The 13,454-nt window shown below is 61.4% G+C and carries 13 protein-coding genes and 1 pseudogene; 8 read left to right on the forward strand and 6 right to left on the reverse strand.

The features are described from left to right. Positions 1 to 27 precede the first annotated feature (27 nt). From J7U39_RS06425 to J7U39_RS06435, 3 genes are all read right to left on the reverse strand, one after another. Positions 28 to 387: a VOC family protein gene (locus tag J7U39_RS06425; protein WP_210630990.1), complete on the reverse strand. Its 360-nt coding sequence runs from the start codon at positions 385 to 387 to the stop codon at positions 28 to 30. Further along, complete coding sequence (locus J7U39_RS06430) at positions 388 to 786, reverse strand: SRPBCC family protein (protein WP_210630991.1); 399 nt, start codon at positions 784 to 786, stop codon at positions 388 to 390. A gap of 69 nt (positions 787 to 855) precedes the next feature. Then, the gene (locus J7U39_RS06435; RefSeq protein ID WP_210630992.1) at positions 856 to 1,647 is read right to left on the reverse strand and encodes a helix-turn-helix domain-containing protein; all 792 of its coding nucleotides are present in this window, start codon (positions 1,645 to 1,647) and stop codon (positions 856 to 858) included. A gap of 204 nt (positions 1,648 to 1,851) precedes the next feature. On the opposite strand from J7U39_RS06435, the gene gndA reads away from it, so the two are divergent. The 4 genes and pseudogenes from gndA to J7U39_RS06455 all read left to right on the forward strand — a co-directional run bounded on the left by gndA (position 1,852) and on the right by J7U39_RS06455 (position 5,226). Next, on the forward strand, positions 1,852 to 3,303 hold the full coding sequence (gndA, locus tag J7U39_RS06440; RefSeq protein ID WP_210630993.1) for an NADP-dependent phosphogluconate dehydrogenase: 1,452 nt from the start codon (positions 1,852 to 1,854) through the stop codon (positions 3,301 to 3,303). A gap of 181 nt (positions 3,304 to 3,484) precedes the next feature. Next, positions 3,485 to 3,979, forward strand: coding sequence for an N-acetyltransferase (locus J7U39_RS06445; RefSeq protein ID WP_210630994.1), 495 nt, complete (start codon positions 3,485 to 3,487; stop codon positions 3,977 to 3,979). 23 nt (positions 3,980 to 4,002) lie between these two features. Beyond that, a pseudogene (locus J7U39_RS06450) lies at positions 4,003 to 4,510 on the forward strand (GNAT family N-acetyltransferase). A gap of 98 nt (positions 4,511 to 4,608) precedes the next feature. Beyond that, positions 4,609 to 5,226: a class I SAM-dependent methyltransferase gene (locus J7U39_RS06455; protein WP_210630995.1), complete on the forward strand. Its 618-nt coding sequence runs from the start codon at positions 4,609 to 4,611 to the stop codon at positions 5,224 to 5,226. Between the two features lie 11 nt (positions 5,227 to 5,237). Here the strand turns inward: J7U39_RS06455 and J7U39_RS06460 are convergent, their stop codons facing one another. The 3 genes from J7U39_RS06460 to J7U39_RS06470 all read right to left on the reverse strand — a co-directional run bounded on the left by J7U39_RS06460 (position 5,238) and on the right by J7U39_RS06470 (position 8,541). After that, positions 5,238 to 6,314 (reverse strand): D-alanine--D-alanine ligase family protein, encoded by a 1,077-nt coding sequence (locus J7U39_RS06460; RefSeq protein WP_210630996.1) that lies wholly within the window; start codon positions 6,312 to 6,314, stop codon positions 5,238 to 5,240. 33 nt (positions 6,315 to 6,347) lie between these two features. Further along, the gene (locus J7U39_RS06465; protein WP_210630997.1) at positions 6,348 to 6,962 is read right to left on the reverse strand and encodes a C39 family peptidase; all 615 of its coding nucleotides are present in this window, start codon (positions 6,960 to 6,962) and stop codon (positions 6,348 to 6,350) included. Positions 6,963 to 7,497: 535 nt separating this feature from the next. Next, the gene (locus tag J7U39_RS06470) at positions 7,498 to 8,541 is read right to left on the reverse strand and encodes a LacI family transcriptional regulator (protein ID WP_210630998.1); all 1,044 of its coding nucleotides are present in this window, start codon (positions 8,539 to 8,541) and stop codon (positions 7,498 to 7,500) included. A gap of 453 nt (positions 8,542 to 8,994) precedes the next feature. On the opposite strand from J7U39_RS06470, the gene J7U39_RS06475 reads away from it, so the two are divergent. The 4 genes from J7U39_RS06475 (at position 8,995) to J7U39_RS06490 (ending at position 13,330) form a co-directional block, all read left to right on the forward strand. After that, positions 8,995 to 10,227 (forward strand): ABC transporter substrate-binding protein, encoded by a 1,233-nt coding sequence (locus J7U39_RS06475; protein ID WP_210630999.1) that lies wholly within the window; start codon positions 8,995 to 8,997, stop codon positions 10,225 to 10,227. A 149-nt stretch (positions 10,228 to 10,376) separates the two neighbouring features. After that, positions 10,377 to 11,282, forward strand: coding sequence for a sugar ABC transporter permease (locus tag J7U39_RS06480; RefSeq protein WP_097599962.1), 906 nt, complete (start codon positions 10,377 to 10,379; stop codon positions 11,280 to 11,282). Beyond that, entirely contained in the window at positions 11,275 to 12,219 is a 945-nt protein-coding gene (locus J7U39_RS06485; RefSeq protein WP_210631000.1) for a carbohydrate ABC transporter permease, read from the forward strand. The genes J7U39_RS06480 and J7U39_RS06485 overlap by 8 nt, the downstream gene beginning before the upstream one ends. 4 nt (positions 12,220 to 12,223) lie before the next feature. Beyond that, positions 12,224 to 13,330 carry an ABC transporter ATP-binding protein gene (locus J7U39_RS06490; protein ID WP_210631001.1) on the forward strand — a complete coding sequence of 369 codons (1,107 nt, stop codon included), beginning with the start codon at positions 12,224 to 12,226 and terminating at the stop codon, positions 13,328 to 13,330. Positions 13,331 to 13,454: the final 124 nt, after the last annotated feature.

Consider the following 13,454-nt stretch of genomic DNA (forward strand, 5'->3'; position numbering starts at 1 on the left):
GCACACTGTTGCTGGAATTGCTCTAACTTACGCCGTCGCCCAGACGGCGAGCTCGTAGCCGTCGCGGTCGAGGAAATGAAAGCGGCGGCCGCCGGGGAAATCGGTGATCGGCCGGCAGATCGTGCCGCCGGCGCGTTCGACCGAGGTCAGCACCTCTTCCAGATCCCTGGCGTAGACAACGACCAGCGGGCCGCCCGGCCGAACGGGGCCGAAATCGGTGAAGCCGCCCTTCAGCCGGCCATCATCAAATTCGCAGTAATTCGGGCCGTAATCGGTGAAGCGCCAGCCGAAGGCCGAGCCGTAAAAGGCTTTGGCGGCGGCGATGTCGGAGACGTTGAATTCGACATAATCGATGCGGCGATCGTTGTGTTCGGAGTTTTGAGCCATCTATCTCTCCATCAGGGCTTTCAGCATGACGAGATCCTTCTCGATATGCGCGGCATCGGCGGCAAATTGCGCGTCTGTCATGCCGGGCAGGCGCAGCAGCGTGAACATGACCTCGCAGCCATCGCCGTTCGGGACGATGCGCAGGGCATTATAAACCCTGAGTCCGGATTCGATCGTCACCGTATGGTCGATCACGCCGAATTCATTGGCGGGAACCAAGCTCACCTTGATGACGCCGAGGGGACCGTGGGCGATCCAGTCGGCGCCGTCGGGCTCGAAGCCGGTGGCAAGCCCGGAGGCCCAGAGCGGCATGTTTTCCGGCTTGCCGGCGAAGTCGTAGACATCCCGCCAGTCGCGCTCGATCGACTGGTGGATGATTTTTGCAGGCATTGTCGCCATGGTGCAGGTCCTTGTATTTTGGTTTCCCTGAAATAATAAGGCCGGCTGGCGGTGTCTTGAACAAAACGGTCAGCCCGACCTTTTCCGCCCGCCGAGTTGGTCGAGGATGATCGCGGGGGTCAGCGTCGAGAGTTCTTGGACCTCGCGGGTCATATGGGCCTGGTCGGCAAAGCCTGCTTCCAGCGCGAGGCCGGCTAGTGGCGTCGCACCCGCCCTGCGGCAGAGGTCGAGGAAACGTTGGAACCGGCGGATGCGTTCCAGAGTCTTGGCGCCATAGCCGAAATGATGGTGGCAGCGGCGGCGCAGCTGCCTTTCGCTTATGCCGAGCCGGTCCGGCAGGCCGGAGACCGGGCGGTTGCTGTCGGCGGCGGCGAAGATCATGGCGGCGTCGCGGGCGGGCTCCTCCTCGTCGCGCGTGGCCTCTTCAAGCAGACGGCCGAACAGCGTCGCGGCGGCCTCGGGTTCCGGGCAATCTTGCAGCCGCGCCTCGAAGTCGCTCGTGTCCTTCCGGCCGATGTCGGTAAGCGGCACCGAGAGGCCGACCAGCGCCGAGAGCGGCGTCTTCAGCCAGGATGCTGCGGCGCCCGGAGCAAAGCGCGCGCCGATAACGGTCGCGTCTGGCCTTATGACAGGGAAGGCTGCCGTCCTGTCGGGCCCGGCGACCTCAAGCCTTCCGTTAATCCAGAGGAGATCACAATAACCATCCGGCACGATCGCCACCCTCGCCGGCGGTCCATCGTTCAGCGTATGCGACCAGAGGCGGCTGAAATGGCGCCACAAGGCGGGCGGCGGCGCATATTCGCGGTAGCGGCCGGCGCGGGCCGCAAGCAGCGCCATGTCTTTTCGTCTTTTCGAAACCAAACGCTATCTCCCGAGGTCCGCATGATAACATGAGATAGGGCGGCACGGGCGATCGCGAAAATTTGCGGCTTCCGGATCGGCCGCAGATGAGAGGTTGTCGGACAAGTCAGGCGATCAAAGCCGCATTTCGTTGGCTTTTGCGAACCGATTAGACCCTCGCGAGACTTGCCGTTTGAGCGAGACAGTGCCACAACACCGGTCCAAATGACACATCGGAGGTTTGTCGTGGAAAAGGCAGAAATCGGACTGATCGGCCTTGCGGTCATGGGTTCCAACCTGGCGCTCAACATCGCGGAGAAAGGCAATAAAATCGCGGTCTTCAACCGCACGCCCGAGAAAACCGATGAATTCTATGAAAGCGCCGGCGATCTGAAGAAGCAGATCGTTCCCTGCAAGACCATCGAAGAGTTCGTCGATGCGATCCGGCCGCCGCGTCCGATCATCATCATGATCAAGGCCGGCGACGCCGTCGATCAGCAGATGGAGGCGCTGCGCCCGCATCTCACTAAGGGCGACATCATGATCGATGCCGGCAACGCCAATTTCCGCGACACCGTCGCCCGCTTCGACCGCCTCAAGGATACGGAGCTGACCTTCATCGGCATGGGGGTTTCCGGCGGCGAAGAAGGTGCGCGCCACGGCCCGTCGATCATGGTCGGCGGCACGGAAGAATCCTGGAAGCGTGTCGAGAAGGTGCTGACGTCGATTGCCGCCCGTTACAATGACGAGCCCTGCGTCGCCTGGCTCGGCAATGACGGCGCCGGCCATTTCGTCAAGACCATCCATAACGGCATCGAATATGCCGACATGCAGATGATCGCCGAAATCTACGGCATCCTGCGCGACGGTCTCGGCAAGAGCGCCTCCGAAATCTCCGGCATCTTCGGCGAATGGAACAAGGGCCGGCTGAACTCCTACCTGATCGAGATCTCCGAGAAGGTGCTTGCGGCGACCGATCCGGTTTCCGGCGGGCCGATGGTCGACATGATCCTCGACAAGGCAGGCCAGAAGGGCACCGGCAAGTGGTCGGCGATCGAGGCGCAGAACATGGGCATTCCGGCAACGGCGATCGAAGCCGCGGTCGCCGCTCGTAGCCTCTCCTCAATGAAGTCGCAGCGCGAAGCCGCCGAAAAGATCTTCGGCACGCAGGCCGTCTCCTTCCCGATCGCCTACGGCCCCGAGCTCAACAAGGATCTGGAACTGGCGCTGTTTGCCGCCAAGATCGGCGCCTATGCGCAGGGATTCGCTGTAATGGCGGAAGCTTCCAAGGAGTTCAACTGGTCGCTGCCGATGCCGACGATTGCAAAGATCTGGCGCGCCGGATGCATCATCCGCTCACAGTTCCTCGACGAGATCACCAAGGCTTTTACCGATGCGCCCGATGCGGCGAACCTCATCGTCACGCCGGCCTTCTCGTCCATGGTCAAGGAATCGATCCCAGCGCTTCGCCGCGTCGTGACCGCCGCTCTCGCCGCCGGCCTTCCGGTGCCGGCGCTGACCTCCGCGCTCACCTATTTCGACGCCTACCGCCAGGGCCGGGGCACCGCCAACCTCATCCAAGCCCAGCGCGACTTCTTCGGCGCCCACGGCTTCGACCGCCTGGACGGCAAGGATTTCCACCACGGTCCCTGGGGCAGCGGTGCGGCGACCTTCTGAGGTTTGCGTAGAAGCAATCAGGAAGCCCGACCATCGTGCCGGGCTTTTTCGTTAGGTGCATGGCGCGCTGCGCCGGCCGACGTGGCGCCGTAGCGCAGCTCCCGGTGGGGTAGTATGACTTGCTGATTTTCGACTTTCCCTTCATAGCATCTGCGGAACATTGCTCCTGAGGATTGTAGGGATGCTAATCCGATATGAGACGCCCGCAGATATCGATGCGATCCACGATTTGACGTCGATCGCCTTTGCGGCCATGCCCTACAGCGAAGGTATTGAGGCGGAGATCATCCGGAGGCTTCGCGCGAGCGGCGATCTCACGATCTCGCTGGTCCTCGAGGAAAAAGGCGAGATCCTGGGGCATGTCGCGTTTTCGCCGGTGGCGATCAACGGTGCGCATCGCGGCTGGTTCGGACTGGGTCCGATATCAGTCAAGCCGGGGAGACAGCGGCAAGGCATCGGCAAGGCGCTGATTGCAAAGGGGCTCGCTTTGCTGGAGGAGATGGGCGCCAGCGGATGCGCGCTGATCGGCAATCCCGATGTCTATCGCGGCGCTGGTTTCAGCAGCGACGGGAAACTCAGCTATCATGATCTCGACAAGCGGCTCGTCCAGCGCATTGTCCTTCGCGGGCCGGCGCCGAGCGGCACGCTCCGGTTCGCTCCGGCGTTCGAAAACTAGATCTTCAGCAGAAAGGCAATGACATGTCCGGAATGGGCGCGATCACCCTCCGAACCGCACGCCTTAGGCTCCATATGCCTGAGATCGATGACTTCGCCGCCTATGCGCGGCTGATGGCTTCGCCGCGGTCCACCGGAATGGGCGGCCCGTTCGACGCGCGCGCGGCATGGGGGATGTTCTGCACGACGTGGCTCTGTGGCGGCTTTTCGGGCACGGAGCGCTGATGATCGATCTCGTTGAAACCGGCGAATGTATCGGCCAGGTGGGGATCAACCACGGGCCACTCTTTCCGGAAAAGGAACCTGGATGGTTCGTTTATGGAGGGCATGAAGGCAGGGGCTATGCGACCGAGGCAGCCTTTGCGTTGCGCGGCTGGGCTTTTGAGACACTCAAGCTGCCGTCGCTTGTGAGCTATATCGCTCCCGGCAATGCGGCATCCGTGGCCGTTGCCGAGCGGCTGGGGCGCGTCTCAATCCCATAGCGCCCCGGAACGAGCCCAGCGATCTTGTTTACCGCCACATTCCTTCCTGAAGCGCGCATATGGTTGCGCGTGTGGGGCGGTTGGGGACGACGTCTCAATCCCTATATGTTGATGGATCAGGATCGGACGCTGCCAAAATGGATGTAGGATGACGAACGGCACACGTGAGCACTGGGACGAAGTCTATCGCACGAAGGGAGCCGACAGCGTCAGTTGGTATCAGCCGACGCCGGAACCTTCCCTCAAGGCGATTGATGCACTGCAGCTGCCGGCTACGGCTTCGCTGATCGATGTCGGCGGCGGCGCGTCGAGCCTCGTCGATCGTCTCATCGAACGCGGGTGGTCAGACCTTACCGTTCTCGATATCGCCGCACCGGCACTCGACGTCGCGAAGGTGCGGCTGGGCGACGACGCCATGCGGGTCACCTGGTTGGTGGCCGATGTCACCGTATGGAGATCCGGGCGCTACTACGACGTATGGCACGACCGCGCCGTCTTTCACTTTCTCACCGCGCCGGAGCAGCGGCTTGCCTATCGCCATGCGCTCGAAGCCGGCACGGCGCCGGGCAGCGTCGTGATCTTCGCGACTTTCGCGCCGGACGGGCCGGAACGGTGCAGCGGCTTGCCGGTCCAGCGTTACGACGCGGCCGCGCTGGAGGCGGAGTTCTCGACGGCCTTCACGCTGGAGCGCGACTGGCGCGAAGAGCACACGACCCCCGGCGGCGGCCGGCAGTCTTTCCAGTGGTGTATCTTTAGGCGGCGCTGAACGCTCTGCCTTCAGGCCGCGCGGCTGGCGCGCGCCATGCCGTGCGCCACGAGACGGTCGATGATCTCGGCATAGCTGACGCCGCTTGCCGCCATAGCCTTGGAATACATGCTGATATCGGTGAAGCCGGGAATGGTGTTGAGCTCATTGATAACGAAGCGCATGTCCGATGTCAGGAAGAAATCGACGCGCGCCATGCCGTCACAGCCGACGGCCCGGAAAGCCCTTGCGGCCGTGTCGCGCATGGCGGCCTCGATCTCCGCCGGCAGGTCGGCCGGGACTTTCAAGGCAGCGCCGTTCTCATCGATATATTTGGCGTTGTAATTGTAGAAGCCGTGGCTTTCCGCCGGCACGATCTCGCCCGGGCGGGAGACGAAGAGCTTGCCGTCGCTATCTTCCAGCACGCTGAATTCGATCTCGCGGCCGGCGACGAATTCCTCGGCAAGCAGGACGCTGTCATGACGGAAGGCCTGCTCGAGCGCTGCGGCGAATTCCTGGCTGGCATGGACCTTGGCGACGCCGACCGACGATCCCTGTCGTGCCGGTTTGATGAAGAGCGGCAGGCCGAGTTCGGCTTCGAGTGCGGAGAGTGAAGGGGCCGCACCCTCGTGGATCGTCACGGCGCGCGCCACCGGCAGGCCCGAGGCCCGCAGCAGACGCTTGGCGATATCCTTGTCGAGGGCTGCGGCTGAACCGAGGATGCCGCAGCCGGCGAGCGGCACGCGCGCCACTTCAGCTGCGCCCTGCACCGATCCGTCCTCACCATGAGGGCCGTGCAGCACGGGAAACAGGATGTCGATCCTTGGCAATTCATGCGGCGCGCCATGGGCTGACATGGCCAGCATGCGCCCGCGACCGCCCGGCACGAGGCAGATTTCCGTGCCTGACGAGGGTGTCGCCAGCCGGCCGTCCTCGAAGCTGCTCAGCAGCCATTGTCCCTCGCGGGTGACGAAGACGGGAAGGGCATCGTATTTCTCGGATTCCAGGGCAGCCATCACGTTGGTCGCCGAGAGGATGGAAACCTCGTGCTCGGCCGAACGGCCGCCGAAGAGCACGGCGATGCGCAGCCTGTTGGGGGAAGGGGTCATGAAAGCCTCCGAAGCGATGGGATGTCGGAAAGATCAGGCCTCGACCGATATGCCGCGATTGGCAAAGAAACGATCGAAGACGGCAAGTGGCAGCGTGACATCGGCTTGAATTGCCGCGTCATGGCCGGACGGATTGTGGAAATGGATCGTCTCCTGCGAGGCTGATGTCACCAGCACGAGATGACCGCCCTTTGCCGGCGGCTCGCGCTCCGGCCAGCGGATGGCCGAATGCACCGAGGCTATGAAGAACCGGCGTTTCGACAGAAGTTCCGGGATGGCTGAAGTTTCGACGTTGGTCATTGCCTCGGCGCTGAGACCGAAACGCTCGGCGGCGAAACGGACGAACGGGGCGTAGATCAACCCCTTGATCGAGGCATCGATCTCGTTGACGACATAACCGCCATATCTAGTGCAGGCGCGGGCAAGCTCGAGAGTAGGATGGATCTCGCCGCGCGCGGCCAGGATCATCTTCAGGCAGGCCATGCCGCAGACATTCACCGCCCAGCGCGCATATTCTTCGATGGTCGCGGCTCCCGACTGGCGCCAGAGCGGATCCCTGAGCAGCGCCTGCGAACCCTCGGCAAGCACCGGCAGCGTCATGCCGGGCGTTTCCCATTGGCTGAAATAAGGCACGCTGCTCTGCTTCATCCTGTCGACATCTCCGCGGTACGTTTCGTGAGATGGCGGCCAATCTTGGCTTTTTTCGAGCCGATGCCCACTTGCGAATCCGAGGGTAGGGCTCGTTTTTCTTCGGGCCACTAAAATAAGGATGGGATGATAGCATATCCTCAATGGTGACGTGGAACAGCCGGTTCCGTCCGGCTATTGCGCGGGCACCCAAGAAAGCCTCATCCTGAGAGCCTGTGAATCTATGATTTTGCATTTTTAGCTAGTTAAATCAATGACCTAATTCTCGCAAAACGGACGAGAATCCAAAAGATTCACAGACTCTGAGGCGCCCCGTAGGGGCCTCGAAGGACAGGGCGGGTGCTCGGCATGGCGGGAACATTGATGGAAGGAGGAGCGCTGCGGTGTGCCCTTCGAGGCTTCGGCATTCGGCCTGCGCGCCTTCAGGATGAGGGATGTTGGGGAATGCCGCGCTTAGGGATAGGGCGGGCGTTACATCATGTATGTTTTCGATGTTGGCATTGTTTCGCTAGTTGTCGTCCCGCTCGCCACTGCCCTATCTGTCACCCTCCGGCCAGATCGGCTGGCTGATGCTCTGGAGCAGTTCGGGTTCGACGCCGTCGATCCGGGCGATGACGGCCTTGGCCATTTCGCGCCCGGCCTGGCGCACGTCTTCCTGGACGGTGATGATTTCGGGACGGATCCAGTTGAGGATCGGCACCGACTGCTTGGAGACCATGTCGAGATCGCGGCCGAGCGCCTTGCCGGCGGCCTCGATGCCGGCATTGACGGCGATCGCGGCGCTGCCGGCCGAGCAGACGATCCCGTCAGGCGCGTTGGCCGAGCGCATCATCACTTCGATGATGTCGCGGATATCGGCGAGCGGCGCGTCGGTATTGACGCGCAGCGGCACTTCTTCGGCGCCGTAATCGTGCAGGCCGGTCTGGAAGCCGATGCGGATATGGGTGTAATAGGTGAGCTTGCTTGGCGGCTGCAGCAGGGCGATGCGGCGCCGACCTCGTTTGACGAGGCGTTCCACCGCCTGATGGGCGAAGGCCTCGTTGTCGAAATCGTGAAAGGGGTGGATGAGACCTGCATCGGTGCGCCCATGCGTGGCAAAGGGCATGCCGCGTTCGGACAAGAGCCGCACGCGCGGGTCGTCCGGCTCGATACGCGAGATGATGACGCCGTCGGCCGAGCCAGTCTCGAGGATATAGCGCACTGGCAGCATCGGATCCTTGCTGTGGGAATGCGGTGTCACGACGATATGATAAGGCGTGCCGGACAGCACTTCGGATATGCCGAAGACCATCTGGCTGGAGAAGCCCATGATCTCTTCATCGATGCTGAGGACGAGGGCGATAACGTTTGTCTTGCCGGTGCGCAGGCGCACACCCGCCCGGTTCGGCTGGTAGCCGAGCTGGCGGGCGACCATGCGCACCCGCTCCTTGGTTTCGGCACCGATATCCGGCGCGTCCTTCAGCGCACGCGATACCGTCGTCACGCCGAGGCCCGTCATGAAGGCGATCGTCTTCAACGTCGGGCGCTCGCGCGTCACCGCCGTCGATGTCGCCTGTCCGAAATTTCCCTTGTTTTCCATCCCTGTAGGCCGCCTTGCGCGAATTGGTCTCGCTTATAGAGGCTTTTTCAGGCGCCGTAAGCCCGCCGCCTGCCAAAATCGCGCCTCCCTGAAGAACTCAATCTGTAACGATACAGTAGAAATGTCGAGCAGTTTTTCTTGTGTGCGTCGCAATATCATTCGCACAGGTTGAATCGATTATTCCGACGAGATTTTTCTGCAGGTGCGAAAAAGGTAATGCGGAGTTCGAAACTGCAATTTGAAAATTATCGTTAAATTTCACCGTAATAATCTGAGGAAGCGCCTGCGGAAAACTCTGCCCGACTGCCGATTCACCGGGTGTGGGGCGGTCTTCCGAAACAGTCAGAAGTGGTAATCCTGATCTTTAAAGAAAAATTTACGGGCGGGCAGTTGCGTGGGGAAATCGATTGATCTAAGTTTTTCCGGCAACGTTTCAGTGAGGGAGGAGAACTCATGAAAATTCGTATGATGGCGGCCATGCTTGCCGCTTCCGCTGCGCTTCCGATCAGCGCCAGCGCCACCGATCTCGAAGTCACCCATTGGTGGACGTCTGGCGGCGAGTCCGCTGCTGTCGCCGAGTTGGCAAAGGCATTCGACGCCACCGGCAACCACTGGGTCGACGGCGCTATCGCCGGTTCCGGCGGCACGGCGCGCCCGATCATGATCAGCCGCATCACCGGCGGCGACCCGATGGGCGCCACCCAGTTCAACCACGGCCGCCAGGCCGAGGAACTGGTTCAGGCTGGCCTGATGCGCGACCTGACCGATGTCGCGACCGCAGAGCACTGGAAGGATATTATTCGTCCGTCGAGCCTGCTCGATTCCTGCACGATCGACGGCAAGATCTACTGCGCTCCGGTCAACATCCACTCCTGGCAGTGGCTGTGGCTTTCGAACGCCGCATTCAAGAAGGCCGGTGTCGAGGTTCCGAAGAACTGGGACGAATTCGTCGCTGCCGCTCCGGCTCTCGAAAAGGCCGGTATCATTCCGCTCGCTGTCGGCGGTCAGCCATGGCAGGCGACAGGCGCCTTCGACGTGCTGATGGTCGCGGTCGCCGGCAAGGACGTGTTCAACAAGGTCTTCAAGGACAAGGATGCAGAGGTCGCCGCCGGACCCGAGATCGCCAAGGTCTTCAAGGCTGCCGACGACGCCCGCCGCATGTCCAAGGGCAGTAACGTCCAGGATTGGAACCAGGCGACCAACCTCGTCATCACGGGCAAGGCCGGCGGTCAGATCATGGGTGACTGGGCGCAGGGCGAATTCGCGCTCGCCGGTCAGAAGGCCGGCACCGACTATACCTGCCTGCCGGGTCTCGGCGTCAACGAAATCATCTCGACGGGTGGTGACGCCTTCTATTTCCCGCTGTTGAAGGATGAGGAAAAGTCCAAGGCACAGGCCGTGCTCGCCAAAACCCTGCTCGACCCCAAGACCCAGGTTGCCTTCAACCTGAAGAAGGGCTCGCTGCCGGTTCGCGGCGACGTCGATCTTGCCGCCGCCAACGACTGCATGAAGAAGGGCCTCGACATCCTGGCGAAGGGTAACGTGATTCAGGGCACCGACCAGCTGCTTTCGGCCGACAGCCAGAAGCAGAAGGAAGATCTCTTCTCCGAATTCTTCGCCAACCCGTCGATGACGCCGGAAGACGCTCAGAAGCGTTTCGCCGAGATCATCGCTTCGGCTGACTGATCGGCAGGTTCGCTGCCCGTGCGATCCGGCTCCCCGGAGCCGGATCCTCCCGCAAGTTTCGATGGTCTTGCCGGCCATTCCGGCGGATCCCGCGGGCGGGGGTGAGAGCGGCCGCTACCGGCCGCAGCTGCGATTTGAGGAGAGGTTTCATGACGGGTCAAGCGCAAGCAGGCCGGCCAAACAAGTTACTGCGCAATCTGAACGCCAAGATTGCGTCCATTCCGATGATCCTGACAGCGCTGGTGATCTTTGTCGGCGGCACGTTCTGGACGGTCTTTTATTCCTTCACCAATTCCAAGCTCCTCCCGCGGTTGAGCTTCGTCGGCTTTGACCAGTATCACCGTCTCTGGGCGGCACCCCGCTGGGTTACTGCAATCGAAAATCTGGCGCTCTACGGCGTCCTCTCGCTGATCTTCAGCCTGGTCATCGGATTTGTGCTCGCCGCGCTCATGGATCAGAAGATCCGTTTCGAAAACACTTTTCGCACCATTTTTCTCTACCCCTTCGCGCTGTCCTTCATCGTGACCGGTCTCGTTTGGCAGTGGGTTCTGAACCCGGACTTCGGCGTCCAGTCGGTGGTGCGATCGCTCGGCTGGACAAGCTTCACCTTCAATCCGCTCTATACGCCCGAAATCGTCATCTACGGGATTCTGATTGCGGCGCTTTGGCAGGGAACGGGCCTCGTCATGTGTCTGATGCTTGCCGGCCTGCGCGGCATAGACGAGGATATCTGGAAAGCGGCCCGCGTCGACGGCATCCCGATGTGGAAGACCTACCTGCTCGTCGTCATTCCGATGATGCGGCCCGTATTCATCACGACGATCGTCATCATCGCCTCCGGCATCGTCAAAGTCTACGACCTCGTGGTGGCGCAGACTTCGGGCGGTCCCGGCATCTCATCGGAAGTGCCAGCCAAATATGTCTACGATTACATGTTCCAGGCGCAGAATCTGGGTCAGGGCTTCGCCGCATCGACGATGATGCTGGTCACGGTCGCGATCATCATCGTTCCGTGGGCCTATCTGGAGTTCGGAGGAGGGCGCAAGCGTGGCTGATATCGAAACTCTCAACACCACGGCTGCCGGCATCGACGCCGTCTCACAGAGGCTCGGCGACGGTCCGAGCGGTCCGAAGCCGCGCCCGACGCTGTCAGCGCGCAACATCATGCTGTATGGAACGCTGACAGTTGCAGCGCTCTATTATCTGCTGCCGCTCTATGTGATGGTCGTGACGTCACTGAAGGGTATGCCGGAAATTCGTCTCGGCAACATCTTCTCGCCGCCGATGGAGATCACCTTCGAACCCTGGGTCAAGGCCTGGGCGGAGGCCTGCACGGGCTTGAACTGCGATGGCCTGTCGCGCGGTTTCTGGAATTCGGTGCGCATCACGGTGCCGTCGGTGATCATCTCGATCGCGATCGCCTCGGTGAACGGCTATGCGCTGGCAAACTGGCGGTTCAAGGGTTCCGAGCTATTCTTCTCGATCCTCATCATCGGGGCCTTCATTCCCTATCAGGTGATGATCTATCCGATCGTCATCATCCTGCGTGAAATCGGCATCTACGGCACGCTGACCGGCCTCGTCATCGTGCATTCGATCTTCGGCATGCCGATCCTGACACTGCTCTTCCGCAACTACTTCGTGTCGCTGCCGGAGGAACTGTTCAAGGCGGCGCGTGTCGACGGGGCGGGCTTCTGGCAGATCTTCCTCAAGATCATGATGCCGATGTCGCTGCCGATCTTCGTCGTCGCCATGATCTTGCAGGTCACAGGCATCTGGAATGACTTCCTGTTCGGCGTGGTCTTCACCCGGCCGGATACCTATCCGATGACCGTGCAGCTCAACAACATCGTCAATTCCGTTCAGGGCGTGAAGGAATACAATGTCAACATGGCAGCGACGATCCTCACCGGCCTGGTGCCGCTGATCGTCTATTTCGTCTCCGGACGGCTTTTCGTTCGCGGCATTGCCGCAGGCGCAGTGAAGGGGTGATCACATGAACATGAATTCAACTGTCTCCAATTCGAGCGTCTCGATCAGGGATCTGTCGCTGAATTTCGGTGCCGTCAGTGTGCTGAAGGATCTCAACCTCGACATCAACGATGGCGAATTCCTGGTGCTGCTCGGATCGTCCGGCTGCGGCAAGTCGACCTTGCTCAATTGCATCGCCGGCCTGCTCGACGCTTCGGAAGGGCAGATCTTCATCAAGGGCAAGAACGTCACCTGGGAAGAGCCGAAGGACCGCGGCATCGGCATGGTCTTCCAGTCCTACGCGCTCTATCCGCAGATGACGGTCGAGAAGAACCTCTCCTTCGGCCTTCGCGTCGCCAAGGTGCCGCAGGCCGAGATCGACAAGCGCGTCGCGCGCGCGGCCGAGATCCTGCAGATCCAGCCGCTTTTGAAGCGCAAGCCGGCCGAACTATCCGGCGGCCAGCGCCAGCGCGTGGCAATCGGTCGGGCGCTGGTGCGCGATGTCGACGTCTTCCTGTTCGACGAGCCGCTGTCCAACCTCGACGCCAAGCTGCGTTCGGAACTGCGCGTCGAAATCAAGCGCCTGCACCAGTCGCTGCAGAATACGATGATCTATGTGACGCACGACCAGATCGAGGCGCTGACGCTGGCTGATCGCATCGCCATCATGAAGAGCGGCATCATCCAGCAGCTCGACGATCCGACGACGATCTACAACCGGCCGCGCAATCTCTTCGTCGCCGGCTTCATCGGTTCGCCGTCGATGAATTTCCTGCGCGGCGAACTGGTCAAAACAGGTGACGGCATCGCCTTTACCGCTAACGGCGTCAATTTCTCGCTCGCCGCCTACGACGCCAACGAGACGCTGCAGCCTGGCCGCAAGGTGGTGCTCGGCGTCCGCCCCGAACACATCAAGGTCAATGAGAATGCCGGCGGCGAAGAACATGACGCTACCGTCGATATCGAGGAACCGATGGGGGCGGACAATCTTCTGTGGCTGAAACATGCCGGTCACACGATGTCGGTCCGCGTCAACGGCGCACGCCGCTTTGATGTCGGGGCCAAGGTAAAGCTGAGCTTCGACATGGCGCTGGCTTCGGTGTTCGATGCCGAGAGTGAGCTGCGTCTTTAGGGAGATTTTCGCGGGCGGGGTCGGAGATGGTGCCGTCTGCTTTCTGTTTGGCTGCAAGGCTATTTGTATGAGTCCGACCAGTGCTCCATGCTCCCTCATTGCTGTGGCCTTCCGGCTTCGCCCA

Origin of the sequence: Rhizobium sp. NLR16a, assembly GCF_017948245.1 — a bacterium.
GTDB lineage: Bacteria > Pseudomonadota > Alphaproteobacteria > Rhizobiales > Rhizobiaceae > Rhizobium.